Here is a 23,286-nt window from a genome sequence, read left to right on the forward strand (position 1 = left end):
CAGAAGGCTAGGGAGACGGCGGGCCCGCGGTCGTCACGCGACGGAGCGCTCTTCGGCACCCCTTGCGCGGGGGACGGCGGCTGCCGACATCCCTCGCGCAGGGGATGCGGAGACGCCTGAGGAGGGGGACGCCAATGGTCGCCGACGCCGTGACAATGGCGTGCATGAGCGAAAGGGCGTGCATGAGCGAAGGAATCATGCGGAAGGCACGGAGGATCGCCGTCTCGCCCGACGGCCCGGCGGTGGCCGCGGTGGCACTGGGGCTGCTCGCGGCCGTGGAGAGCGCCGTCCGCGCAGCGGCCGGACAGCCGGATCTTCCGCTCACGCTGCCGCTCGCCCTGCTGCTCGGCCTGTGCACCACGGTGCCGCTGGCGCTCCTGCGCGTCCACCCGGCCGCCGCGGCCACCGCCGTCACCGCGGCGAGTCTCCTGGCACTCGCGGGTTACCGGGACCTGACCCTCGCCGGGCTCGTCGCCCAGCTGCTCACCCTGCACCACCTCGGCAACCGCGGCTCCCGCCGCCTGGCCGTGCTCCTCGTGGTGCCGTACGTCGCGGTGGCGCTCACCGCCCCCGACGACACGGTCCTGCGCGTGTACGCGGTGACGGCCGCCGTACTCGCGGCGGCGGCCGTCGCGGACGGCATCGGCCGCCGCACCCGGGCCGAGGCGGTGGCCCGCGACGCCACCGAACGGGCCATCGCGGACACGCTCCTCGAACACGTGGCGCGCGGCGAACGGGCCCGCATCGCCCGCGAGCTCCACGATGTCGTCGCCCACCACATCTCGGTGATCTCCGTCCAGGCGGAGACGGCCCGCCTCACCACCCCGGGCATGCCGGAGGCCGGGGCGAAACGACTGCGGGACATCGGCGACACGGCACGCACCGCACTGACGGAGATGCGACGACTGCTCGGCGTACTGCGCGAAGACGCGGGCGCGCCACCGGTCACCCGGAAGCCCCAACCCGGCCTCACCCAGCTCAACGAGCTGCTGGACGAGGCCCGTGAGGTCGGCGGCGCGGGCACCCGGCTGATCGTCAGCGGACCCGTGAGTCCGCTCGACCCGGGCATCGAGCTCACCACGTACCGGATCGTCCAGGAAGCCCTCACCAACGCCCGCAGACATGCGCCCGGCGCGGCCGTGGACGTCGAGCTGCGCTACGCCTCGCAGGCCCTGGACCTGCGTATCAGGGACAACGGCCCGGGACCGGACCGCTCCGGCTCCCGCGCCCTGGGCCATGGCCTGCTCGGTATGCGCGAGCGCGTCGCGGCGGTCGGCGGCGAACTGCGCGCGGGCCCGGCGCCGGGCGGCGGCTTCGTCGTCGAAGCACGGCTCCCCGTAGACACGAAGGAGGCCCTGCGATGACCGCGACGACCACACGGATCGTCGTCGTGGACGACCACGAGGTGGTGCGGGACGGATTCGCCGGACTCCTGGACACCCAGCCGGACTTCATGGTGGTCGGGACGGCATCCGACGGGGCGGAGGCGGTACGCGTCTGCGCAGAACAGCGCCCCGACGTCGTGCTGATGGACGTCCGGATGCCGGGCACGGACGGCATCGAGGCCACCGCGCGGATCCGGGCCGCCGCCCCGGACGGCGGCGGGCCGCGCATCCTCATCCTCACCACGTTCGACCTGGACGAGCATGTCTACGACGCGCTGGCCGCCGGGGCGGGCGGCTTCCTGCTGAAGGACGTCACCGCGGAGCGTCTGTTCGACGCGGTGCGCGTGGTCGCCGCGGGCGAGGCCCTGCTCGCGCCCACCGTCACCCGTCGCCTCATCGGCGAATTTGCCCGCATGCGCCGCAAGGCCCCGGCCGCGCCGGCCGCCCCGCTCACCGCGCTCACCCCGCGTGAGACGGAGGTACTGCGCCTGATCGCCGAAGGCCTGTCCAATCCGGAGATCGCAGCCCGGCTGAGCGTCAGCGAGGAGACGGTCAAGACCCATGTCAGCCGCATCCTGAACAAACTCGGTCTGCGGGACCGCACCCAGGCGGTGGTCGCGGCGTACGAATCCGGTCTGGTGGTGCCGCGCGCCGGGGGGTGAGCCGGGGCGCGGACGCGTGGCCCGGGACCACGTCAGGACACCGGTGACGTCTTGGGCGCCTCGCCCTCGGTCGTGTTGACGTCGATCACGGAGAACGCCGCGCCCTGCGGGTCCGTCAGCGCGGCGAAGCGGCCGAACGGAATGGTCATCGGGCCGAACCGCAGGGTCGCGCCGCGCTCGGTGGCCTTCGCGACGGCCGCGTCGCAGTCCGGGACGGTGAAGTACACATTCATGTACGGCGGCACCTCGGGCGGGAATTCGTCGCCCATCTTCATCCGCCCCATGACCGTATTTTCGCCGAGGTTGAACATCCTGAAGTCGACGTGCTCGTCCTCCATCTTCACCACGCTGTACGGGAAGACGGCGGGGAAGAACGCATCGGACTTCTCGGGCTCCCGGGTGAACACCTCGGCCCAGCAGAACGCACCGGGCACGCCCTGGGCCTCGAAGCCCTCATGGGCGCCCGCCTGCCACACGCCGAAGGTGACACCGCTGGGGTCGCGGGCCAGCAGCATCGTGCCGAACTCCCCGACCTCCATGGGGTCCATCAGCGTCTCGCCGCCGTTCTCACGGATCTTCGCGGCGGTGGCCGCGGCATCCGGTGAGGCGAGGTACAGACACCAGGCCGACGGGCCCTCCTGGCCGGGCATCGGGGGCACGACGGCGGCGACCGCCTTGCCGTCGGCGTACGCCTGCGTGTAGTCGCCGAACTCCGACGAGGACTCGCCGAACGTCCAGCCCAGCACCTCACCGTAGAAACGCTTCGCGCCGTCGAGATCGGGGAACATCGCGTCGGCCCAGCACGGGGTGCCCTCCGGTTGTGCAGCCATGACGTCGACTCCTTCGTCTTCTTCGTGCTCGCGTGTACTCGTGCCTCGGTGGGTGGTACGCCCTTTCACGCTAGCCAGCCCACCGGTTTCCCGCGCGCCGGACGCGGGCCGCCACACCGACGGCGTAGCGGTACGGATGCGAACGGATGGAGCCGGGTAAGGCCGCTCGTGGCCCACCGCGACCGGCCCGCCTCGGCGCCCGGTGCGAGGCCCGTGACGACGCCCTTTAAGATCCACTTCTGTTGGCGAGTGGCAACGAGCGGCAACCGGCCTGCGGGGACCGTACTTCTGCGAGGAAACGAATCACACCATGTCCGAACAGGTCGCCGCTCACTTACGGCGTGAGATCGCCGTACGCAGCCGTCGCGTCGTGGACTCCCCGGCCTTCGGCGGGACCGTGTTCTGCCTCATCGTGACCAACGCGGCGCTGCTGGGAGTCGAGACGTACAGCGGCGTCGTGCAGCAGTGGCACGACGTCCTCAAGGTCGCGGAGCACGCCTTCCTCGCCGCGTTCACCGCGGAGATCCTGCTCCGCGCCGCCGCTCACGCCGACCGGCCCCGGGACTTTTTCCGCGACCCCTGGAACGTGTTCGACGTACTCGTCGTCGCGCTGGCCTTCCTGCCGTTCGCCCGCGAGAACGCGACGGTGCTCCGGCTCCTGCGGCTGGCCCGGGTGCTGCGCGCCGCGAGGTTTCTGCCCCAGCTGCGCATCGTGATCGTCGCGGTGGGCAAGAGCCTCCCCGGCACGTTGAGCTTTCTGCTCGTCGGGGCGCTCCTGCTCTACGTGTACGCCATGGTCGGCTGGGTCTTCTTCGCCGACGACAATCCCGAGCGCTTCGGCTCGCTCGGCCGCGCCGCGCTCACCCTCTTCCTCCTCATCACTCTCGACGGCCTCGGGGACGTGGTCCGCGCGGCCCTGGAGATCTCCCGCTGGACGATCCTCTACTTCGCGTCGTTCGTCCTGCTCGGCTCCTTCCTGCTCGTCAACTTGCTCATCGGCGTCGTCATCAACTCCCTCGAAGAGGCACGCGAGCTGGAGAAGGAGCGCGAGCTGGAGGAGAGCGCGCGGGACGCGACGCCCCCGGGACCCCGGCTGCCTCCCGCCGACACCGCCGAGGCGCTCCGGGCGCAGATCGACGCCGCTCGCCGGGCCCTGGACTCCATCGAGGCGGACCTCGCGGAGACCCGGCACTCGTGCGGCTGCCGAGGCTCGGGTGAGGGAGAAGGGGAACTCGTGGCGGTCGGGGAGCCCGGTACGTAGGCCGGTCCTCGCCCCTCGCGTCGCCGTCCGACGGCGCGAAGTCCCGTTCGCGTGGCTCCCCGGGTTCGGAAGGCAGGACCGTAGGCACTCTTCCGGTGCGCGCTCACGCGTAGCCGTGGCCTCACCCGGCTGTGGCCGAGCGGGGTGTTCGCCGGGCCGCTCCGAAGTCCTGCGTCCAGTAGTTGCCGGGTTGGGCGACGCCCACGCCGATCTCCTTGAACGAACAGTCGAGGATGTTGCGCCTGTGACCGGGGCTGTTCATCCAGCCCGCCACGACGTCCTCGGGGGTGGTGTAGCCGTGGGCGACGTTCTCGCCGTACGCCCACCAGTCGTAACCGGCGCCCGCGATGCGGTCGCCCGCGGCCGATCCGTCGGAGCTCGTGTGGGACATGTTGCGGCGGGACGCCATGTCCGCGCTGTGGGCCCGGGCCGCCTTCGCCAGCTTCGCGCTCTTGGTCAGCGGCGAGCACCCGGCCTCGGCGCGTGCGCGGTTGACAAGCGTCAGTACGCGGGCGGCGGCATGGGACGCCGGAGCCGCGGGCTTCGCAACGCTCACGGGCGCAGCGGGCTTCGGGACGCTCCCCTGTGCGGTGCGGGGCCACCCCGCCCCCAAAGCCGGCTTGTCCTGGGGGGTGTAGGAGGCCATGGCGGCGGAGGGCACACCCACGGCCCCCACGGCGACGACGGCGACGACGGCGACGACGGCGACGACGGCGACGGTGATCTTCCGGTAGGACGTCTTCCTGCGGTGCTTCCTCATGCGTGACCTCGCTCGATAGTCGCGGAGCGGCCCCGTACAGCGTCGTTCCCGGAACGGCTTCCGGAATGGGCAGCAAGCGGAAGTACTGCCCGGGTCCGTACAACCGACGGAGGGCGGGAGTGCCTGGCGGGGCGCATGCCGAGGAACGTAGCGCGCGCATACCTGCGCCGAGGCGGACAGACATCACCATGCCGTCCAAGTGGCGGCTACTCATCAGTGTTTTGAGTGGCAAAAAGGTCTGCGGTCGATGCCCAGTACCACTCGGGCACGGACCACCACCCCGGCACCCGCCACGTCCTCGACCGCCTCTACCCCTTCGGCCCACGTCCTCCACCGGCTCGTCGGCCTCGCCGAGAGCTAACGCACCGGTACGGCCCCCGTGCCCGTCCCCCCGGCGTCGCGGGTCCGGCGGGTCGCGGCCGCGACGGTGGCCATCAGCTCCGCGTCCAGGACGGACGGGTCGGCCAGCCGCGTCGCGGCGGCGTACGAGTTGAGCAGGGCCTTCGTGACGCGCAGGGCCGCCTCGGGCCGGCGCACGATGGGCTTGGCCCACGCGTCGACCGCCGCGTCGAGTTCGTCCTCGGGCACGACGCGCTGGAGGACCGACAGTTCGTACGCCTCCGCCGCCTTGAAGGGGCGCCCGGTCAGAATCAGTTCGCGCACCCGGGCGGCGCCGACCTCGTGGAGCAGGCGCGGCAGCATTCCGCCCCAGGCGGTGGGCAGGCCGAGTGCCAGTTCCGGCAGCCGGAATCCGGCGGTGTCGGCGCCGACGCGCAGATCACAGGCGAGAGCCAGTGCCATGCCCGCGCCGATCGCCTTGCCCTGGACCCGGGCGATGGTGACCGCCTGGCTGGTCGTGAGCGCCTCGCAGACACGGCGGCCCTTCTCGGCCGCGATGCGGATGCCCCGCCCGGTGGGGTCCTCGTCGAGCCAGTCGACGAACTCGTTGCGGTCGCCGCCCAGCGAGAAGTGCTCGCCGGCCCCGCTGAGCACCACCACCCGGACATCGGGGTCCGGCAGGGTCAGGATCGCCAGCAGATCGTCCAGCATCGCTTCGGTGACCGCGTTGCCGGTGTCGGGGCTGTTCAGCTCCACGCGCAGGATGCCGCCCTCCCGCGCGGTGCGTATTGGGCTCGGTGCCGCCCGGTACGGCGACAGGTACTCGGTAAGGGAAAACCTCATCTGATTCCTTTCGTGGATACCCGTGGATACCCCCGGCTTCAGCCAGGGGGAGGAAGCGAAACCCCTGCGGAGCAGGGCGACGAGCTGCGATTCACCGCCAAGGCGGACCGCGGTGCTCTGACCCGCAGGTTTGATTCTTACCCGCTATCGCACTAGTTTGTGAACCACCACTGACGTGAAGCGGGCATTCAAGTACCGCTTCCACCCGACGGATACGCAGGCAGCGGAGCTGTCGCGTACCTTCGGATGCGTCCGGAAGGTCTACAACCTCGCCGTCCGCACGGAAGCGTGGGTGCGGGGGGAGCGGGTCAACTACAACGCCACCTCGGCGATGCTCACGGCATGGAAGAAGACCGACGAGCTGGCCTACCTCTGCGACGTTTCCTCCGTCCCGCTCCAGCAGACGCTCCGCCACTTGCAGAGCGCGTTCGCGAATTTCTTCGGGAAGCGGGCCAAGTACCCCCGCTTCAAGTCGAAGAAGAGGTCCCGGGCCTCTGCCGAGTACACGACCAGCGGCTTCCGGTACCGCGACGGCGAACTCACCCTCGCGAAGATGAAGGAGCCGCTGGACATCCGATGGTCCCGGCCGCTCCCGGAGGGTGCGGTGCCGTCCACGGTGACCGTGACGCAGGACGCGGCCGGACGCTGGTACGTGTCCATGCTGTGCGACGATCCCAGGGTCAGGCCCCTCCCCGCCGTGGATACGGCGGTCGGAATCGATGTGGGCCTCACCTCCCTGCTGACACTGTCCACCGGGGAGAAGATCACCAACCCCCGTCACGAACGCAAGGACCGGGCACGTCTCGCGAAGGCCCAGCGGGTCCTCGCGAAGAAGACCAAGGGTTCCGCGAACCGGGTCAAGGCCCGGATCAAGGTTGCGAAGATCCATGCCCGGATCGCGGACCGGCGCCGGGATCACCTCCACAAGCTGACCACTCGTCTCGTGCGTGAGAACCAAACGCTCGTGATCGAGGATCTGACCGTGCGCAACATGGTCAAGAACCGGAGCCTGGCACGCGCCATCAGCGACGCGAGCTGGGCCGAGTTCCGGAGCATGCTGGAGTACAAGGCCGCCTGGTATGGGCGGGAAGTCATCACCGTCGACCGCTTCTTCCCCTCTTCCAAACTGTGCTCCCACTGCGGTGCGCTCGCCGCAAGCATGCCGCTACACGTCCGTACCTGGACATGTGACAGCTGCGGCGTCACGCACGACCGCGACGGGAACGCGGCACACAACGTTCTGGCCGCCGGGCTGGCGGTATCGGTCTGTGGAGCCGGTGTAAGACCTCAACGGAGAACTCCGGGCGGGCAGTCGGCGACGAAGCAGAAAATCCCACGGCGCGAGCCGTAGGGATCCCCCTCCTTCAGGAGGGGGAGGAAGTCAAATCGCGACATTCATCGAGGTCACACGCCTGAAGACCAGACGGGACGCGTAGCTGGGCGCCGTCACGGCACGCAGGGTGGGGAAACGTTTCACGAGCTGCGTCAGCAGCGTACGTGCTTCGAGACGGGCCAGGGCCGCGCCCAGGCAGTAGTGCACACCGCCCCCGAAGGTGAGGTTGGTGCCGGTGCGCGTGATGTCGAAGGCGTCCGGGTTCTCGTTGCGCCGAGGGTCGTGATTGGCGGCGCCGAACACGACGTGGACCATGGTGTCCTTCGCGATCGGCACGCCCGCCAGGACCGTGTCGTCGGCTGCGACCCGCGTGTTGATCTGGATCGGCGGGTCGTACCGCAGCGCCTCGTCGACGGCGGCGTCGATGTATCCGGGGTTCTCCCCGAGCCACGCCCACCGGCCGGGCTCCCGCAGCAGCAGGCCCACCATGCTCGACAGCAGCGTCGCGGTGGTCTCCAGCGAGGCGATGGTGATGAACATGGTGAGACGGTACAGAGTCTCGTCCGCCGCCTCGCGGTCGGGCGCCATCGCGTCCCAGGTGTGTATCCAGCCGGTCACGACATCGTTGCCGGGATTCGCGCGGCGCTGCTTCACCATCTCGGTGAAGTACGCGCGTAGATGCAGGGTCGCTTCTTCGGATACGGCGAGTTCGCTCTTGGTGGGCAGCAGCTCCTGGGCGTGCACCTGGTTGTGAGTGATCTCCAGGATGTGGGCGTAGTCCTCGGGCGGGATGCCCAGCCAGGTGCCGATGGTGCTGATCGGGAGCTGCTCGCTGACCGTACTGACGAAGTCGGCCTCGCCCCAGCTCAGTTTCTCGGCGAACTCGTCGAGAAGGCGGGTGACGTGCTCCTCGATCTGCGGGGTCAGCCGCTGGATGGTGGAGCGGTCGAAGAGGTTGCCGAGGCTGCGGCGCTGGCAGGTGTGCTCCGGCGCGTTGAGGCGCGCGAGCGTCTTGGTCATCTCCTGCGTGGCGATGGCGCCCCACTGTCTGACGTCCTCCTGGCGCTCCTGCCAGGCGAAGTCCGGCGCCAGCCAGTTGCGACCGCGAAGCACCTCACTGCACGTGTCGAAACCGGTGACGAAGTACGCGCCCCAAGGAGCGCGTACAACGTCTCCCATGGATCTCAGCTCCCCCAGAAGGGGGTAGGGATCAGCCTGTCCCTCCGGCGATTTGAGACGTCTCAAGAGGGCGATGAGGGCACGACGGTCGACGACGGGCCGGTCGGTGCCACATATAGCACTCACACAGAGTTCCTTGCCTTGGGCTCATGGTTACGGCCAGAACCTACCCCTCCGCATATATCTGCCAAGCGTCGATCTCTGTTGCCCGCATCACAGGAAAATGTGTCGCTGACCCCTTGTCATATGTCGATTGGCCGTCAACTCGCTTGCCTTCCAGGCGAGTTATGCGTACATGCCGTCCGAATTCCGGTCACCGGACGGCGTCACACGCGGAACACGTCCAGGAAGGAGCTCCACCAGCCCTTCGTCTTCTTCTGCGGCTCCGCCTGGTCGTACCGCGCGGAAGGAACCTCCTCAAGGGCGGCGGTACGGGACGAAACGGGCGCCTGGGGCGCCGTGTTCGCGGCCTTCGACGCGTGGCGGGCCGGGCTCGGGCTGAAGCGGACCGGCAGCGACACCAGGGCCCGGTGGAACGGTCCCGGCCGCCATTCGACCCCGGTGGCCGGCACGGCGAGGGTGAGGTCCGGCACGGAGTTGAGGATCTTCTCGATCGCGGTGAGCGCGATGAGCTGCGCGGGGGACTTCGCCGGACAGACGTGCGGACCCGCGCCCCAGGCCAGATGGGCGCCCTTGCTCAGCGTCTGGCGGGCATCGGTGACCGCGGGATCGCTGTTCGCGGCGGCGAAACTGATCAGTACGGGGGTGTCCGCCTTCAGCGTCACGCCGCCGAGGTCGACGTCCTGGACCGGATAGTGCGTCGCGTAGTTGGCGATCGGCGGGTTGTTCCACAGCACGTCGTCGAGGGCGTCCTCGACGAGCAGCCCGGTGCCCCGCCGCTGCGAATTCCCGGTGTCCTCGGACAGCAGGAGGAGCAGCGCGTTGGCTATGAGGTTGCGTTCCGGCTCGATGCCCGCGCCCATCAGCATGACGAGCTGGTCCTTGAGCTCCTCGTCCCGCAGGCCCGCCGGGTGCTGGATGAGCCAGGAGGTGATGTCCTCGCCGGGCTGGCGCCGCTTGAGCGCGACGAGTTCCATCAGGCACTCGGTCAGCTCGGCGTTGGCCCGCAGCACGTCCTCGCCGTCGAAGATCGCGGACATGCCGCGCGTCAGCCGGTCGCCGATATCGCCGGGGCAGCCGAAGAGCTGATTGAACAGCAGCAGCGGCAGCAGTTTGGCGTAGTCGCCCAGCAGGTCGGCGGAGCCGCGTTCGATGAACTGGTCGATGAGGTAGTCGGCGATGCGCTCGACGTCCCGGCTGAGCCGGGTGGTGTTCAGCTGGCCGAGGCTCTCGGTGACCGCCTTGCGCAGCCGCAGGTGCTCGGTGCCGTCCGTGAACAGGCAGTTGGGCCGGTACGCCATCATGGGCACCACCGGACTGTCGAGCGGTACGCGCCCCTCCCGCAGTGCCGCCCACCGCCGCGAGTCCCGGGCGAAGTAGGAGGGGTTCTGCAGAACCCGGAGCGCGGCCTCGTGCTGCACGATGAGGGTGGCCTCCACGCCGGGGGCCAGCTCGATCGGAGCGGCGAGCCCGTGCGCCCGGAACTCGTCGTACACACGCTGCGGATCGGACGCGAACTCCGGCCCGTAGAGCGACGTCTGACGCTCACCGTGCATCGGGCACCCGGAGGGGGCGCTGTACGGGGTGGCTCCCGGCTGAGAGTCCATGTGTATTCCTCGGTGTGATCGCGGGCCTCGCGGGACCCGGACGGCGGACGGAGAAAGGAGAACGGGGATCGGGCCGCCCTCCCCGTTCGTACCGCGGACGGGGAACGGGGATCAGGCGGCCCTTTGCGTGCGTACCGGCGGCCGGGGAACGGGGGTCGGGCCACCCGTACCGGAAGACGGCGGGCGGAGCAGCGGTCAGGCCACCCGGGCGAGCAGGTGCTGGACCAGGGTGATCAGGGCCTGCGCGGACGACTTCTCGTCCCGGGCGTCGCAGTACACGACCGGGGTGTCCGGCAGCAGGTCGAGCGCCTCGCGCAACTCCTCCTCGGCATGCCGGGAGTACGGGTCGAAGCTGTTGACCGCGACCGCGTACTCCAGCCCGTACGTCTCGACCAGGTCGATCACCGGGAAGGTGTCGGCGAGACGGGCCGGGTCGACGAGGAGCAGCGCGCCGAGCGAACCGCGCGCCATGTCCTCCCACAGCTCGACGAAGCGCTGCTGGCCCGGCGTGCCGAACAGGTACAGCACCAGCTCGTCGCTCAGGGTCAGACGGCCGAAGTCCAGCGCGACCGTCGTGGTCACCTTGTCGGGCGCGCCGCGCAGATCGTCGATGTGCGCGCCGGCCTGCGTCATCCGCTCCTCGGTGCGCAGCGGAGTGATCTCGGAGAGGGTGCCGATGAGCGTCGTCTTGCCCACGGCGAAGTGTCCGACGACGAGGATCTTCGCCGCACGCTGTACCGCGTCCGGCACATAGATGCTCTCAGCCGAACCGGACGTGGAGTCCATGCAACACCTCTTCGAGGATCTTCCTGTCAACGAGCTGGGCCGGCGGTGGCGCCTTGCGGCGTATCAGATGTCCTTGTTCCGCTAAATCGTTCAGCAGCAGCCGAGCCACTCCGACGGGCAGCTCCAGATGGCCCGCGACCTCGGCCACCGACAGATAGCCGCCGGAACACAGGTCCCAGATCGCCCGGACCTCGGGGCTCGGGTTCGGGGGCGGCTGCCGGTCGGGGGCGATCATGACCAGAGTGACGAGGGAGAGACCCTCCGCGTCGGGCAGGCCGCGACCGCCGGTGATGACGTAGGACCGGACGAACCCGCTGCTGACCGACTGCTCCTCGCCCGGCGTCGTCATGCTTCGCTTCCGGCGTCCTGGCGGGGCGGCGTGGTCATCGCCTTGCCCAGCGCGGTGACCTGCTGCTGCATACGGAAGGACATGGCTTCCATGTCCACGTCGGCCGCGGCGGCCGCCGCCAGGTAGGCACCGGTGCCCGCGGCGATCAGGAAGATCCAGCCGTGCTCGTACTCGAGGAGGGTCTGCCGCCAGCGACCGGGGGTCTGGGACCCGATGAAGGGGGCGACGGCCCGGCTCAGCGACTGCATGGAGCTCATCGCCGCTGCCACGGTCTCCGCGTCGTCCCGGCCGATCTGGCTGGAGTTGGCCAGTAGCAGGCCGTCGGCGGAGACGAGGATCGCGTGCCGCGCGCCGGGTACCTGGAGCACATCATTGAGCACCCAGGACAGATCGGGGTTCACTGGATCTCGGGTCCTTCCATCGTCGTCGTGTCACGTCCGGACCGGGTTCCGCGCTGGAACGCGCCCAGGCGGGAGGCGGTCTCCTCGTTGCTGCGCACCGGCCCGGGTTCGGCCGACGGCACCACGGACACCGGACTCTTACGACGACGCTTGGGCAGGCCGCCGGCGGTGGTGAAGGGCGCCGCGGGCTGCGAAGCGGGGGCCGGCTGCGCGGCCGGGGGGAACAGCGGGGTCGGAGCGGGCGCGGGCGCCTGGCGGTACGGAAGCGCCGCCACGTCCGCGTCGCGGCCACCGGCGGCCGCGGGGGCCGCGACGGCGGCCGGGGGCGCGGGGGCATCGCCGGTGAGAAGCTCGTCGGGCAGGAGAACCACCGCGCGTACGCCTCCATAAGGGGATACGGAGTCCACCGAGACCTTGAACCCGTAGCGGGCGGCCAGCATGCCGGAGACGGCGAATCCGAACTGTGGGGGAATACCCAGGCTGGAGACGCTGATCGCGGCCCGGGGTGCGAGGAGAGCCGCGGCGCGGTCCTTCTCCTCCTGGCCCATGCCGAGGCCGGCGTCGTCGATGATGAGGCAGACGCCCTTCGGGACGGCCTGGATGTTGATCTCCACCGGAGTGCCGGGGGCGGAGTAGTTGGTGGCGTTGGCGAGCAGCTCGGCGAGAACCACCGCGACGGGTTCCACGGCCTTGCTGACGACGGAGAAGTTGACCTGTCCGTTGACCCGGACCCGGTCGAACTGCCGGATACGGCCCTGGGCGCTGCGGGCCACGTCGAAGACGGACGCGACGGTCTCCCGGCGTCCGAGCCAGCCGCCGCACAGCACCGCGATGCCCTGCGCCCGGCGGCCGAACTGGCTGTTGGCGTGGTCGATGGCCATCAGGTCGGCGAGCATGCCGGGGTCGTCGCCGTACTTCTTCTGGGCGTTCTCGACGACCACCTGCTGCTCGTCCGCGAGACCCTGAAGGGTACGCACGGCCGCCTTGAGAACGGCCTTGGTCTCCTCTTCGGCGTCCTTTCGGACCTCGGCCATTTCAGCGGCCTGCCGGTGCCGCAGACCGGCGTGGGCTACGTGGAGCTCGTCCCGCTGCCGTTGCAGCGCGTCCCGCTCCTCCTGTAGTCGGGAGGCCTGTCTGCGAAGCCCGATATTGGTCTTGCGAGCCCGCAGGACGGCACCGACGGCTACCAGTGCTACGACAACCAGCGCCCAGAGGAGCAGGCCCTGTGCAAATGTCATGAGACTCACTTCAAGTGCCATGGCTGGGAAACGGCTTGACGCTTCCTCATGTGCCGTGCAAGCCGGGCTCATTGAGCCACGGCATGGGTCACGCAGGGAAGGCCCCTCCGAAAGCGGGGCCGAGGAATTCATCCCTTCCGGAATGCCCCCATACGCCATCAGCCCACTGGAAGTAAGATGATCTTAGCATCGGCCCGTCGGGTAAATGTCAAGACCAACACGCCAGCTGCACTCTTGACGCGGAATGTTCACATCCGCCACGCCTCCCGCCACGCCTGACGGCCCGTCGGGAGGCACCACCTGCGGTGTGCGCAATCAGCCGACGCACAGGACGAGCAGGCACACCTGCTTCTTCGGCGCTGTCTGCTCGGCCGTCGACGTTTCCGGCAAGGGCTTCGCGGCCGAAGTGTCCGTGCCGGGCCGGTCGGCGGAAGCGGGCGCGGCCGTCTCGGGGACCGGGGCCGGGGCGGGGGCGGCGTCCGTGGCAGCGGCGTTGTCGACGTGCGGCACCTTGGGCGACGAGGCGGCGGTGTACCGCGTCGTGCTCGTGGTCGCGGGCGGTTCGGCCGCAGCGGCGGCCTCCGGCTGCCGGTCCGTCCGCACGGTGGCGGGCGTGGCGACGGCGATCTTCCGGTGCCGGCCCGTCGGCGTGGACGGATGAGAGCCGTGATCCCCCGAAACCCTGGTGTCCGGCTGCTCCGACGCCGAGTCGGGGGTCACCGTACGAGGCACCGCGGAAACCGGGTCCGGCGGTGAGGCCGCCTGCGTGTGGCCGGCGGAAGGCCTGGTGGTCGGCATCGCGGCGACGGTCAGGCCGCCACCGACGAGGGCAACGGCCGTAGCGGCCAAGGCCCGACGCCGGTGCTTCTTCCAGCGCGCCAGTTGCCGGCGCCGGGCCGCCCGGCCCTGACCGGTTCCGGCGGGGACGGTGCCTTCGAAGCCGCCGAGCGATTCAGCGCCCGCTTCGGAACCCACCTCAATACCCGCTTCAGTGCGTGACGCGGCGTCCGGCGCAGTGTCCGACACAGTGTCCGACGCACCCGACATCGTGTCTTCGAATGCGCGGCTGCCCGTCATCGGCGCCGCATCGAAGCGATGAATGCCGGTGTAGGACACCGAAGCGGGGACCTCCTCCGCACGCCACGCCTCCCCCGTCGTCGCGATGGTGGCGACCGTGCCGTGGCGGCGTTGGGCGGGTGGAGCGATGTCCGGAGCGTATGCGCCGCACCCTGGACACACGAGCGCCCCATTGAGATTCCGGCGGCACGTGGAGCAGTAGTCCATCTGCGATCCTTCTGTGCTGACTACGCCGCCGGGGACCGGCGACCTGTTTCACGTTCGCACGCGAGGTCGAGCGGCCAGTAACGCTAACGGCACCATCCGAACGTGGTGCGCAGCCCTTGTGGTGCTCCTGCGAAGATTCGTCGACGGTGGTTTGCCCTGTTCCCGGACATGTCGTCACGAGTCCCGGAAGGAGACTTCGGACATACGAACATACGGACATAAGGGGATACGGGGATAGGGCTGCTCGTTGTCAGTGAGCGCTGCCATGATGCCCGACATCATCGACAGCACGGGAGCAGAGCATGGTGGAGCAGGCGGTACGGCCCATAGTCGAGGCGCTCGTCGCGAACGCACCGACCGGCTGGACGGAGGCAGTACTGCACGGCCGGGCAGGTCGGGGCGGCAGCTCGGTGACCGGCCACTACATCCCGCGGGGGGACTCCTGGGGCGCCCGCGTGCCCAGCCCCCACGCGGAACTCATGGCACTGGCAAAGACGCTGCGCAAGGAGCACGACTGGGAACCGATCAGCCTGGAGATCCGTTGCCGGCCGTCCGGGGAGTACCGGCTCGTCGCCTTCCATGACGCCCTCACCCGGGTGACGGGGCTGAACTACGGCTTCCAAGTGGTCCTGGACGCCGACTACCGGTTGCCTCAGCCCGGTCTGCACCAGGAGCCCGGTACCGCGGCACCGGCAGGCGACGCGGAGCTGGCCGTCGCCCGGTTCCGCGCCTACCTCGAAAAGCGCGCCGCGATCCTGGGGCACCCCGAAGAACTGCCCCCGCCCTCCACCGCCGCCGCCATCGACGAGGCCGAACGCCGCCTCGGCCGCAGCCTGCCCGCCGACCTGCGGGCGCTCTACCTGATCGCCGACGGCGACGGCATCGACTACGAGCACCGCTACCTGTTCCAGGGCAACGCCTGGCTGTCGCTGAAGAGCCTCGTCGCCGAGACCACCGACTGGGGTTCGGGCGAACGCCCTTGGTACGGCTGGGACTCGGAATGGGACGCGGTCGTCCTCGACACCATCCCCGCCGATACCGTACGCCGCTGCGGCAGCCACCCCGGCTGGCTGCGCTTCGCCACCAGCGAGGACGGCAACTACCTGGCCGTCGACACGGCCCCGGCCCGGTACGGCCGCCCCGGCCAGCTCATCCGCACCGGCCGCGACTACGACGACGGCCCCGCCCACGTCGCCGACTCGGTCACCTCACTCCTCGGCCACTACCTGGAACTGCTGGACCAAGGCGCGTACGAGAAGCACGGCGACCACATCTCCCTGCTCGAACCCGACCGCGAGCCCGCCCCCCAGCAGCTCATCGGCGACATCCCCGACGAGGTCCCGCCCACCCTCCAGGCCATCCACATCAACGACGCCACCGGCCCGGTCGACCTCGCCCCGCTCACCGCCGCCCCCGGCCTGTGCCGACTGCACCTCAACCGTTCCACCACCAGCGACCTGCGGCCGGTGCGCGAACTGCCGGTCGAGTCCCTGCGCATCACCCTCGACGGCGGAGATCTGACCCCGCTCGAAGGCCACCCCCACCTCGCCTCCCTCGACCTGACCACCACCGTCCCGGTCGACCTCGCCCCGCTGCGCACCGTCCCCCACCTGCGCGGCCTGAACCTCTCCGGAACCGACGTCGCCGACCCGGCCGTCCTGGCCGACCTGACGGGCCTGCGCTACCTCTCCCTCACCGGACGCCAGTGGACCACCCTGCTGACCGAGGGCGAAGTACCGCCCACCCTCACCGCCGCCCACCTGGCCGACCCGGACGCCACCTTCGACAAAGCCCTCGCCTGGGCAGCCCGCCTCGGCCTCACCACCGAGAACGCTCTCCGCGTCAGCGGCACGCTTTTCTGATGCTGCTGACGCAGCGGGGTCCCCGGAGGGCCGGGCCCGCCTCGCGACGGGCGCGCTGTCCGACCAGCGCGTACAGGACGTGGGCACCTGGGGCCGCATCCCGGTGGGCGCGACGGTGACGAAGGGCGCGGTGCTGTTCCCCCGTCTGGAGGAGAAGCCGGCGTAACGCACAGGAAAGGCCGGGACGACACGAGCGGTCCCGGCCTTTTCCACTGCTCCGCCGCCTTCGGGTCAGCGGACCCAGTTCTTCAGCGGCTCCGTGTCCAGTTCGATGCCCACGGGGTCGGGCAGTTCGACAGTCTTCCCGTACGGAACCGTCACCGCCTGCTCGTACCGCACGCCGTCGGGCTGCGAGTGCACCTTGACCTCGCAGGTGTCACGGTCGATCAGCAGGTAGACGGGAATGCCGGTCTCGGCATACGCACTACGGGCCCGCCACCCGGCCCGTGCCCGGTTCACCGTTCCAGCGCCTCCGCGTCCCCTATCACGACGACCGGCTTCTTCTCCGGGTCGAGGATGCGGAGCAGTTCCCTCATCCGGTTCTCGGGGAGCGAGATGCAGCCCTGGGTCGGACCGCCGTGGTCCACATGGATCCAGATGCCGCCACCGCGTTCCTTGCCGAGCGGGCGCTCCGGGTCCAGCGGGGAGGCGCCGGGGACCCGGTTGTAGTCGACGGCGACGACATAGTCGAAGGAACCCTCCAGAGTCTCCCCGTGGAACCCTTCACCGCTCACCGCGAACTCCGGACGCTGCTCGTACGGGAACGCGGTCTCCGGGGGTTCGAAGCGACCGCCCGCCGCCGTCAGCCCGTAGACCCCCACCGGGGTGCGGAGGTCGTCCTCCCAGTGCTCGTCGGTCCAGCCGTTCAGGGCATTGTGGGCCGGCCAGCGGTCCGTGACCGCGCGCCAGCCCGCGGCGGGATCGTCACGGGTATAGAGGACAGCGGTGGACAGGCTGGAGTTGTAGGAATCGCCCGTGACGACGAGCGCCTGCCGGGCGTCCGCCGGGATCCCGCCCCTGGTGCGCGACCCCAGCGCGGGGATCTCACGGGGCAGGACGCGTGGCGCGTACGGCCCCGGGGCGGCCCGCCCCGCGTACGGACCGAGGGCGGCCCGCCCCCGTTCCCCCGCGGCCTGTGGACCCGCGACACCGGCGGAAGCCGTGGCCGCCGCCCGGACCTCGTGGGCGCCGGCGGCGGTCTCTGAGGTATTGCCGCAGGCGGTGAGCAGCAGAATCGTTCCTGCGCAGATGACGTACGGGGGGCGCCGGGCGGCCGATGGACGGTTCGCGGACACGGGCACTCCTCAGCAGTCGTGGGTGAAGACGGCACAAGCGGGGCTCCCCGTCACGCTTCGTCCCGCCGAACCCAGTTAACGCCGCGTCGCCGATGCGCGAATCCGCACGTGGGCCATACGGCTGTATCACCCGCCGGACACGCACATGAAAGAGGCCCAAAACCATGTCGGTCGTGTAGGTTCCGGGCCCTTCCCGCCCGTGCCGGGAACGGAGGCCTGAGGTCAGGTCAGAGATCCGTGCCGTCGTGCGTCTCGTCCGGGTCCACACCCATCGTGATCGAGCCGACGACACCCCGCGCCATGTGGCGCTTGCGGTACGCGAGCTCCATCAGCCCGCCCGTGACCCCGCTCCGGTCGTAGACCCCCAGCGCGTCGCAGTGCCAGATGTCGACGGCCGCGTGCGCGACCGGCTTGCAGGTTTCGGAGTCGATCACGTTGACCCAGAGGGTGAGGGGGATGCCCTCCTTGTCCTCGGTGATGCCCTTCCGGAACTTGTCGGCGTCGACGTAGTACGGCCCCTCGGCGGTCTCCGAGGTGAGCCGGTAACACTCTTCGCCCTGTCCGCCTCCGGACTTCTTCGCACCGGCCGTGTCCTCGTCGGCGGAAGCGGTGGCGACGACGCCGGCCCCGATCCCGGCGGCCACGATCACCGCACCTCCGGCGAGCACCACCCGACGGCGGGACATGTCCTTCTTGTGCGCGGGCCCTTGAGTCTCCGTCTTGAACGGCGAGGCCAGGCACGGAAGCTGGGAGGGGCCTGTGTGCGGGCTGTGCGTTGCTGTGAGGCCGCGGTGGTCACGCCCGGCCGAGCCGCCCGTCCTTCACATCCCGGACGAGCCCGGCGAACGCCACGGACGTGACCACCAGCTCCGTACCGGGGTCATCGCCCTCACGGAGCCGTATCCGGTCCCCCGCGGCGGCGAGCTCGACGCAGTCGTTCCCGTCACCACCACCGGAGAAGGACGACTTCTGCCAGTACGTCCGTATGGCCATACCGTTCCTCACACATCCTTCGAGAGTCGGTGGATGAAGTCCCGCGATTGCTGTGGATGGGCGGTCATCCCCGCGCGGGCGAGAACACGACAGCGGTCGGTGTCAATACGGCCACTGGAACCAGCCAGCACCAGCACCCCCACCGCGCTGCCTCCCTCGGGCTCCACCAGAACGCCCTCGCAAGGCTCACTGAGCGTGCGCTCGGTGATTTCCATCATCCCCGCTGATGTGGTCGCGTCTCGCGATCATCTCAGCAGGCACCGAGTCGACCTCAACAGGTCGAGGGTGGCTGATACGGCACTGGCTCAGAACGCGGTGCGCCTTCGCCCGTAACAAGAGCACACGTACCTCAGGAGCTACGAACAGCCGCTTCGTCTTGCCCCGCGACTTGAGTTCCGTGACCTGTATCAGTCCGGGTAGGCACCACCCGCTGGAGACTGACGCACTCCGCACGTGATTCGGAGCCGCCCCCGAAACGGGGTGACGTGGCGACCGCGCGCCGCTCCCACGTCTGCCGGAAACGGCGAACATCCCCCGGCCGACCCGGCCGGGGGATGTTTCACGTGGAACGAGGAGAAGAGCCTCCAGGAGGAGGAAACGGGTGGCTGTTACTTCTCCGTCTTGTCCTTCGCCGATGCCGACGGCTTGCGAAGCTGGATGTTCAGTTCGCGCAGGCGGGACTCGTCCAGCTCCGTCGGGGCGCCCATCATCAGGTCCTGGGCGTTGCCGTTGAGCGGGAAGGCGATCGTTTCGCGGATGTTGGGCTCGTCGGCCAGGAGCATCACGATGCGGTCGATGCCCGGGGCGATGCCGCCGTGCGGCGGGGCGCCGAGGCGGAAGGCGCGGAGCATGCCCGCGAACTCGTGCTCGACGGTCTCGCGCTCGTAACCGGCGATCTCGAAGGCCTTGAGCATCACGTCGGGCTCGTGGTTACGGATGGCGCCGGAGGACAGCTCGATGCCGTTGCAGACGATGTCGTACTGCCAGGCGAGGATGTCGAGGGGGTCCTTCTCCTCCAGGTCCTTCATGCCGCCCTGGGGCATCGAGAAGGGGTTGTGGGAGAAGTCGATCTTCCCGGTGTCCTCGTCCTTCTCGTACATCGGGAAGTCGACGACCCAGCAGAACCGGAAGACGCCCTCCTCGAAGTGCCCGGCGCGCCTGGCGGCCTCGACGCGGACGGCGGACATGATCTTCGAGACCTCGTCGAACTCGCCCGCGCCGAAGAAGACCGCGTGGCCGGGGACGAGGGACAGACGCTCGGTGAGGGTCTTGATGTCGGTCTCGGTGAGGAACTTGGCGATCGGGCCGGTGAGGCCGCCGTCCTCGCCGACGCGGACCCAGGCCAGGCCCTTGGCGCCGTGCTGGACGGCGTAGTCGCCGAGGCCGTCGAAGAACTTCCGGGACTGACCGGCGGTGTCCGGGACCGGGAGGGCGCGGACGTGCTTGCCGGCGAACGCCTTGAACTCCGAGTCGGCGAAGATGTCGGAGATGTCGACCAGTTCCAGCTTGGCGCGCAGGTCCGGCTTGTCGTTGCCGTACTTCAGCATCGCCTCGCGGAACGGGATGCGCGGGAACGGCGAGGTGACGTGGCGGCCGTTGCCGAACTCCTCGAAGAGCTCGGTCATAACCGTCTCGATCGGCCGGAAGATGTCCTCCTGCTCGACGAACGACAGCTCGACGTCGAGCTGGTAGAACTCGCCGGGCGAACGGTCGGCGCGGGCGTCCTCGTCGCGGAAGCACGGTGCGATCTGGAAGTAGCGGTCGAAGCCGGAGATCATCAGCAGCTGCTTGAACTGCTGCGGGGCCTGGGGCAGGGCGTAGAACTTGCCCGGGTTCAGGCGGGACGGGACGACGAAGTCGCGGGCGCCCTCGGGGGAGGTCGCGGTGAGGATCGGGGTCGCCAGCTCGTTGAAGCCGAGAGCCACCATCTTGGAGCGGATGGAGGCGATGACGGCCGAGCGCAGCATGATGTTGCGGTGCATGCGCTCGCGACGCAGGTCGAGGAAGCGGTACTCCAGGCGCCGCTCCTCGTTGACCCCGTCCTCGGCGTTGATCGTGAAGGGCAGCGGGGCGGCCTCGCCCAGCACCTCGACCTCGGTGACCTCGATCTCGATCTCGCCGGTCGGGAGCTCCGGGTTCACGTTGTCGGCGCCGCGCGCGGAGACCTTGCCGTCGATCCGTACGACGGTCTCCTTGGTGAGCTTCGCCAGGGCCTCGTTGCCGGGGGTGCCGGGACGGGCGACGAGCTGCACCAGACCGTAGTGGTCGCGCAGATCGATGAAGAGGATGCCGCCCAGGTCTCGGCGATTGTGCAGCCAGCCGCTCAGCCGGACGTCGGTGCCGACGTCAGAGGCGCGGAGCTCGCCGCAGGTGTGGGACCTGTACCGATGCATTCTCGTTCATCCAGTCTTCGCGGTTCGGGGTGGATTCAGCCTCCCCAGGCTACCGCCCACGCCCGCACCAAATCATTGACATTGACATTTCAAGATCATCCGGCACCGGGCGGAGGGGCGGCGGGCCCCGTCCGGAGGGGGCTGGACCGCCGTCGGACGGACCGGGAAGGACCGGCCCCCCCTCAAACGCCGGACGGGCCGGAAGGCCGAGCACCGGGCGGACCGGGACGCTCTCCGCGCAGTTCGCCGAGGATGCCGAAGGCCGCCGCGCAGGCCGGCACCGCGAGCAGCATGCCCAGCAGGCCCGCCACACTGGCGCCCGCGGTGATCGCGATCATGATGGTGGCCGGGTGCATCTGGACCGTACGGCTCTGGATCATCGGCTGCAGGACATGCCCCTCCAGCACCTGTACGGCGAGCACGACCCCCAGCGCCCAGAGTGCGATCACGAACCCGCGGTCGGCGAGCGCGACGAGCACCGCGACCGCGCCGGAGATGAACGCCCCGAGGTAGGGGATGTAGGCGCCGACGAAGACCAGCGCACCGAGCCCCACTGCGCCCGGCACCCGCAGGATCAGCAGACCGGCCGTGATGCAGACGGCGTCGATCAGCGCGATGAACGTGGTGCCGCGCATGAAGCCCTGCACGGCCTCGAAAGCCCGCCGCCCCATGGCCTCGACCAGGTCCCCGGTACCGCGCGGGGCGATCGAGTGGGCGAGGCCCGCGGCCTTGTCGGAATCACGCAGGAAGAAGAAGGTCAGCAGGAGGGCGAGGACGCTGGTCGCGATCAGCGAGCCGATCAGGCTGATCCCGGAGAGGAGCCCGCCCGCCGCGCTCGCGCCGAACTTCTGGACGAGTTTCTGGGCGTTGGCGACGAGGTCGTTCACATTGGCCTGCTTGCTGATGCCGAAGTGGTCGACGACCCACTGCCCGGCGTCCTTCAGCGAGCGGACGATCTGGTCGCCGGTGTCGACGAGCGCGGTGACGACGATGTAGCCGGCGCCGCCGACCACCGCGACGAGCAGTGCGCAGGTGAGCCCCGCGGCCAGCGAACGGTTCATTCCGCGGGCGGTCAGCCGACGGTGGACCGGTCCGAGCAGCGCCGTACCGAGCAGCGCGAGCAGTACGGGCGTGACCGCGGTCTTGAAGATGACGCACAGCCAGACGGCAACCGCAGCAACCCCGGTGACGAGGAGAACGACACCGCACCAGGCGGCTGTGCGCCGCGCACCGTCGGGCAGGAGGGGCTTGGGGGTCTGCACCCTCCCACCCGATCACGGTGCGGGTGGGATGTCCACTCCGTCCACGGGTGTCACATTCCGTGGACCGCGGGCACCGTGCCGAGGCGGCCGGCCTGGAAGTCCTCGAAGGCCTGCTTCAGTTCGGCCTGGCTGTTCATCACGAACGGTCCGTAGTGCGCCATCGGCTCGCGGATCGGGCGGCCGCCGAGCAGGACGACCTCCAGATCCGGGGTGTGGCCGTCCTGCTTCTCGTCCGCGCGGACGGTCAGCGAGGAACCGGCGCCGAAGACCGCGGTCTGCCCCATGTGGACGGGGCGGTGCTCCGCGCCGACGGTGCCGCGACCGGCGAGGACGTACGCGAGTCCGTTGAACTCCTCGCGCCAGGGCAGGGTCACCTCGGCGCCGGGACGGACGGTGGCGTGGATCATCGTGATCGGGGTGTGCGTGATGCCGGGGCCCTCGTGCCCGTCGAGCTCACCGGCGATGATGCGGAGCAGCGCGCCGCCGTCCGGGGAGGCGAGGAGCTGGACCTGGCCGCCGCGGATGTCCTGGTAGCGGGGGGCCATCATCTTGTCGGCCTTGGGCAGGTTCACCCAGAGCTGGAGGCCGTGGAAGAGGCCGCCCGACATCACGAGGGACTCCGGCGGCGCCTCGATGTGCAGGAGGCCGGATCCGGCGGTCATCCACTGGGTGTCGCCGTTGCGGATGGTGCCGCCGCCGCCGTTGGAGTCCTGGTGGACGAAGGTTCCGTCGATCAGGTACGTGACGGTCTCGAAGCCGCGATGCGGGTGCCAGGGGGTGCCCTTCGGCTCTCCGGCCGCGTACTCCACCTCACCCATCTGGTCCATCATGATGAACGGGTCGAGGTACTTGTAGTTGATCCCGGCGAACGCGCGGCGAACCGGGAAGCCCTCGCCCTCGAATCCGCTCGGCGCCGTGGTGACGGCGAGCACGGGACGGGCCGTGGCGTCGCCCGAGGCGGCGACCTTGGGCAGGGTCAGCGGGTTTTCGACGGTCACTGCGGGCATGGGAGCCACCTCCGGGATTGTCCTGAGTTCAATTTAGTTGAATGGTGAACATCCCGCAAGGCGGCATCCATTCCCGCACCCCGGCCACCACGACGAG

22 protein-coding genes and 1 pseudogene are annotated in these 23,286 nt (G+C 69.7%); 5 read left to right on the forward strand and 18 right to left on the reverse strand.

What is annotated here, in order from left to right:
• Nucleotides 1–164 precede the first annotated feature (164 nt).
• Together OH735_RS17885 and OH735_RS17890 are read left to right on the forward strand one after the other, a co-directional pair.
• Nucleotides 165–1,364: a sensor histidine kinase gene (locus OH735_RS17885; RefSeq protein ID WP_406382530.1), complete on the forward strand. Its 1,200-nt coding sequence runs from the start codon at nucleotides 165–167 to the stop codon at nucleotides 1,362–1,364.
• Nucleotides 1,361–2,047 (forward strand): response regulator, encoded by a 687-nt coding sequence (locus OH735_RS17890; RefSeq protein WP_406382531.1) that lies wholly within the window; start codon nucleotides 1,361–1,363, stop codon nucleotides 2,045–2,047. Before OH735_RS17885 ends, OH735_RS17890 begins: the two co-directional genes overlap by 4 nt.
• Before the next feature lie 32 nt (nucleotides 2,048–2,079).
• On the opposite strand, the gene OH735_RS17895 is transcribed toward OH735_RS17890, so the two are convergent.
• Complete coding sequence (locus OH735_RS17895; protein WP_406382532.1) at nucleotides 2,080–2,877, reverse strand: VOC family protein; 798 nt, start codon at nucleotides 2,875–2,877, stop codon at nucleotides 2,080–2,082.
• Between the two features lie 310 nt (nucleotides 2,878–3,187).
• Between OH735_RS17895 and OH735_RS17900 the strand changes: the two genes are divergently transcribed.
• Nucleotides 3,188–4,138: an ion transporter gene (locus tag OH735_RS17900; RefSeq protein WP_406382534.1), complete on the forward strand. Its 951-nt coding sequence runs from the start codon at nucleotides 3,188–3,190 to the stop codon at nucleotides 4,136–4,138.
• A 121-nt stretch (nucleotides 4,139–4,259) separates the two neighbouring features.
• On the opposite strand, the gene OH735_RS17905 is transcribed toward OH735_RS17900, so the two are convergent.
• Both OH735_RS17905 and OH735_RS17910 read right to left on the reverse strand, forming a co-directional pair.
• A complete protein-coding gene (locus OH735_RS17905) occupies nucleotides 4,260–4,898 on the reverse strand; it encodes a CAP domain-containing protein (RefSeq protein ID WP_406382535.1) in 639 nt (212 codons plus the stop codon).
• A 357-nt stretch (nucleotides 4,899–5,255) separates the two neighbouring features.
• Nucleotides 5,256–6,080 carry an enoyl-CoA hydratase/isomerase family protein gene (locus tag OH735_RS17910; protein ID WP_406382536.1) on the reverse strand — a complete coding sequence of 275 codons (825 nt, stop codon included), beginning with the start codon at nucleotides 6,078–6,080 and terminating at the stop codon, nucleotides 5,256–5,258.
• A gap of 175 nt (nucleotides 6,081–6,255) precedes the next feature.
• Here OH735_RS17910 and OH735_RS17915 point away from each other — a divergent pair, with 175 nt between their 5' ends.
• On the forward strand, nucleotides 6,256–7,431 hold the full coding sequence (locus OH735_RS17915; protein ID WP_406382537.1) for an RNA-guided endonuclease InsQ/TnpB family protein: 1,176 nt from the start codon (nucleotides 6,256–6,258) through the stop codon (nucleotides 7,429–7,431).
• Between the two features lie 30 nt (nucleotides 7,432–7,461).
• Here OH735_RS17915 and OH735_RS17920 read toward each other — a convergent pair whose 3' ends face one another.
• The 7 genes from OH735_RS17920 to OH735_RS17950 form a co-directional block, all read right to left on the reverse strand.
• Nucleotides 7,462–8,592 (reverse strand): cytochrome P450, encoded by a 1,131-nt coding sequence (locus tag OH735_RS17920; RefSeq protein ID WP_406382538.1) that lies wholly within the window; start codon nucleotides 8,590–8,592, stop codon nucleotides 7,462–7,464.
• Nucleotides 8,593–8,918: 326 nt separating this feature from the next.
• Nucleotides 8,919–10,319, reverse strand: a complete 1,401-nt coding sequence (locus OH735_RS17925; protein WP_406382539.1) for a cytochrome P450 — start codon at nucleotides 10,317–10,319, stop codon at nucleotides 8,919–8,921.
• A 195-nt stretch (nucleotides 10,320–10,514) separates the two neighbouring features.
• A complete protein-coding gene (locus tag OH735_RS17930; RefSeq protein ID WP_406382540.1) occupies nucleotides 10,515–11,105 on the reverse strand; it encodes a GTP-binding protein in 591 nt (196 codons plus the stop codon).
• A complete protein-coding gene (locus OH735_RS17935; RefSeq protein ID WP_406382541.1) occupies nucleotides 11,080–11,454 on the reverse strand; it encodes a DUF742 domain-containing protein in 375 nt (124 codons plus the stop codon). Before OH735_RS17935 ends, OH735_RS17930 begins: the two co-directional genes overlap by 26 nt.
• Nucleotides 11,451–11,855 carry a roadblock/LC7 domain-containing protein gene (locus tag OH735_RS17940; RefSeq protein WP_406382542.1) on the reverse strand — a complete coding sequence of 135 codons (405 nt, stop codon included), beginning with the start codon at nucleotides 11,853–11,855 and terminating at the stop codon, nucleotides 11,451–11,453. Before OH735_RS17940 ends, OH735_RS17935 begins: the two co-directional genes overlap by 4 nt.
• Nucleotides 11,852–13,093, reverse strand: coding sequence for an ATP-binding protein (locus tag OH735_RS17945; protein ID WP_406382543.1), 1,242 nt, complete (start codon nucleotides 13,091–13,093; stop codon nucleotides 11,852–11,854). The genes OH735_RS17940 and OH735_RS17945 overlap by 4 nt, the downstream gene beginning before the upstream one ends.
• Nucleotides 13,094–13,408: 315 nt before the next feature.
• On the reverse strand, nucleotides 13,409–14,068 hold the full coding sequence (locus OH735_RS17950; RefSeq protein WP_406382544.1) for a hypothetical protein: 660 nt from the start codon (nucleotides 14,066–14,068) through the stop codon (nucleotides 13,409–13,411).
• Nucleotides 14,069–14,679: 611 nt separating this feature from the next.
• Between OH735_RS17950 and OH735_RS17955 the strand changes: the two genes are divergently transcribed.
• On the forward strand, nucleotides 14,680–16,239 hold the full coding sequence (locus tag OH735_RS17955; RefSeq protein WP_406382545.1) for an SMI1/KNR4 family protein: 1,560 nt from the start codon (nucleotides 14,680–14,682) through the stop codon (nucleotides 16,237–16,239).
• A gap of 231 nt (nucleotides 16,240–16,470) precedes the next feature.
• Here OH735_RS17955 and OH735_RS17960 read toward each other — a convergent pair.
• The 8 genes and pseudogenes from OH735_RS17960 to OH735_RS17995 form a co-directional block, all read right to left on the reverse strand.
• Nucleotides 16,471–16,662, reverse strand: a pseudogene (locus OH735_RS17960) (Uma2 family endonuclease); the annotation flags it as partial.
• Between the two features lie 32 nt (nucleotides 16,663–16,694).
• Nucleotides 16,695–17,534, reverse strand: coding sequence for a L,D-transpeptidase family protein (locus OH735_RS17965; protein WP_406382546.1), 840 nt, complete (start codon nucleotides 17,532–17,534; stop codon nucleotides 16,695–16,697).
• A 227-nt stretch (nucleotides 17,535–17,761) separates the two neighbouring features.
• Nucleotides 17,762–18,220: a hypothetical protein gene (locus tag OH735_RS17970; RefSeq protein ID WP_406382547.1), complete on the reverse strand. Its 459-nt coding sequence runs from the start codon at nucleotides 18,218–18,220 to the stop codon at nucleotides 17,762–17,764.
• Nucleotides 18,221–18,329: 109 nt separating this feature from the next.
• On the reverse strand, nucleotides 18,330–18,527 hold the full coding sequence (locus tag OH735_RS17975) for a DUF397 domain-containing protein (RefSeq protein ID WP_406382548.1): 198 nt from the start codon (nucleotides 18,525–18,527) through the stop codon (nucleotides 18,330–18,332).
• Between the two features lie 8 nt (nucleotides 18,528–18,535).
• On the reverse strand, nucleotides 18,536–18,745 hold the full coding sequence (locus tag OH735_RS17980; RefSeq protein WP_406382549.1) for a hypothetical protein: 210 nt from the start codon (nucleotides 18,743–18,745) through the stop codon (nucleotides 18,536–18,538).
• A 390-nt stretch (nucleotides 18,746–19,135) separates the two neighbouring features.
• Nucleotides 19,136–20,920 carry an aspartate--tRNA ligase gene (aspS, locus tag OH735_RS17985; RefSeq protein WP_406382550.1) on the reverse strand — a complete coding sequence of 595 codons (1,785 nt, stop codon included), beginning with the start codon at nucleotides 20,918–20,920 and terminating at the stop codon, nucleotides 19,136–19,138.
• A 182-nt stretch (nucleotides 20,921–21,102) separates the two neighbouring features.
• Complete coding sequence (locus OH735_RS17990; RefSeq protein ID WP_406382551.1) at nucleotides 21,103–22,182, reverse strand: AI-2E family transporter; 1,080 nt, start codon at nucleotides 22,180–22,182, stop codon at nucleotides 21,103–21,105.
• A gap of 50 nt (nucleotides 22,183–22,232) precedes the next feature.
• Nucleotides 22,233–23,189: a pirin family protein gene (locus tag OH735_RS17995; RefSeq protein WP_406382552.1), complete on the reverse strand. Its 957-nt coding sequence runs from the start codon at nucleotides 23,187–23,189 to the stop codon at nucleotides 22,233–22,235.
• Between the last annotated feature and the right edge of the window lie 97 nt (nucleotides 23,190–23,286).

This window comes from Streptomyces sp. NBC_01618, from assembly GCF_045209435.1.
In the GTDB taxonomy this organism is placed as follows: Bacteria; Actinomycetota; Actinomycetes; order Streptomycetales; family Streptomycetaceae; genus Streptomyces.

Excerpts from the sequence above, each read along its gene's own strand:
- OH735_RS17885 (WP_406382530.1), top strand. The coding sequence starts at position 165 with ATGAGCGAAAGGGCGTGCATGAGCGAAGGAATCATGCGGAAGGCACGG.
- OH735_RS17890 (WP_406382531.1), top strand. The coding sequence starts at position 1,361 with ATGACCGCGACGACCACACGGATCGTCGTCGTGGACGACCACGAGGTG.
- OH735_RS17895 (WP_406382532.1), bottom strand. The coding sequence starts at position 2,877 with ATGGCTGCACAACCGGAGGGCACCCCGTGCTGGGCCGACGCGATGTTC.
- OH735_RS17900 (WP_406382534.1), top strand. The coding sequence starts at position 3,188 with ATGTCCGAACAGGTCGCCGCTCACTTACGGCGTGAGATCGCCGTACGC.
- OH735_RS17905 (WP_406382535.1), bottom strand. The coding sequence starts at position 4,898 with ATGAGGAAGCACCGCAGGAAGACGTCCTACCGGAAGATCACCGTCGCC.
- OH735_RS17910 (WP_406382536.1), bottom strand. The coding sequence starts at position 6,080 with ATGAGGTTTTCCCTTACCGAGTACCTGTCGCCGTACCGGGCGGCACCG.
- OH735_RS17920 (WP_406382538.1), bottom strand. The coding sequence starts at position 8,592 with ATGGGAGACGTTGTACGCGCTCCTTGGGGCGCGTACTTCGTCACCGGT.
- OH735_RS17925 (WP_406382539.1), bottom strand. The coding sequence starts at position 10,319 with ATGGACTCTCAGCCGGGAGCCACCCCGTACAGCGCCCCCTCCGGGTGC.
- OH735_RS17930 (WP_406382540.1), bottom strand. The coding sequence starts at position 11,105 with ATGGACTCCACGTCCGGTTCGGCTGAGAGCATCTATGTGCCGGACGCG.
- OH735_RS17935 (WP_406382541.1), bottom strand. The coding sequence starts at position 11,454 with ATGACGACGCCGGGCGAGGAGCAGTCGGTCAGCAGCGGGTTCGTCCGG.
- OH735_RS17945 (WP_406382543.1), bottom strand. The coding sequence starts at position 13,093 with ATGACATTTGCACAGGGCCTGCTCCTCTGGGCGCTGGTTGTCGTAGCA.
- OH735_RS17955 (WP_406382545.1), top strand. The coding sequence starts at position 14,680 with ATGGTGGAGCAGGCGGTACGGCCCATAGTCGAGGCGCTCGTCGCGAAC.
- OH735_RS17970 (WP_406382547.1), bottom strand. The coding sequence starts at position 18,220 with ATGTCCCGCCGTCGGGTGGTGCTCGCCGGAGGTGCGGTGATCGTGGCC.
- OH735_RS17975 (WP_406382548.1), bottom strand. The coding sequence starts at position 18,527 with ATGGCCATACGGACGTACTGGCAGAAGTCGTCCTTCTCCGGTGGTGGT.
- OH735_RS17980 (WP_406382549.1), bottom strand. The coding sequence starts at position 18,745 with ATGATGGAAATCACCGAGCGCACGCTCAGTGAGCCTTGCGAGGGCGTT.
- aspS (WP_406382550.1), bottom strand. The coding sequence starts at position 20,920 with ATGCATCGGTACAGGTCCCACACCTGCGGCGAGCTCCGCGCCTCTGAC.
- OH735_RS17995 (WP_406382552.1), bottom strand. The coding sequence starts at position 23,189 with ATGCCCGCAGTGACCGTCGAAAACCCGCTGACCCTGCCCAAGGTCGCC.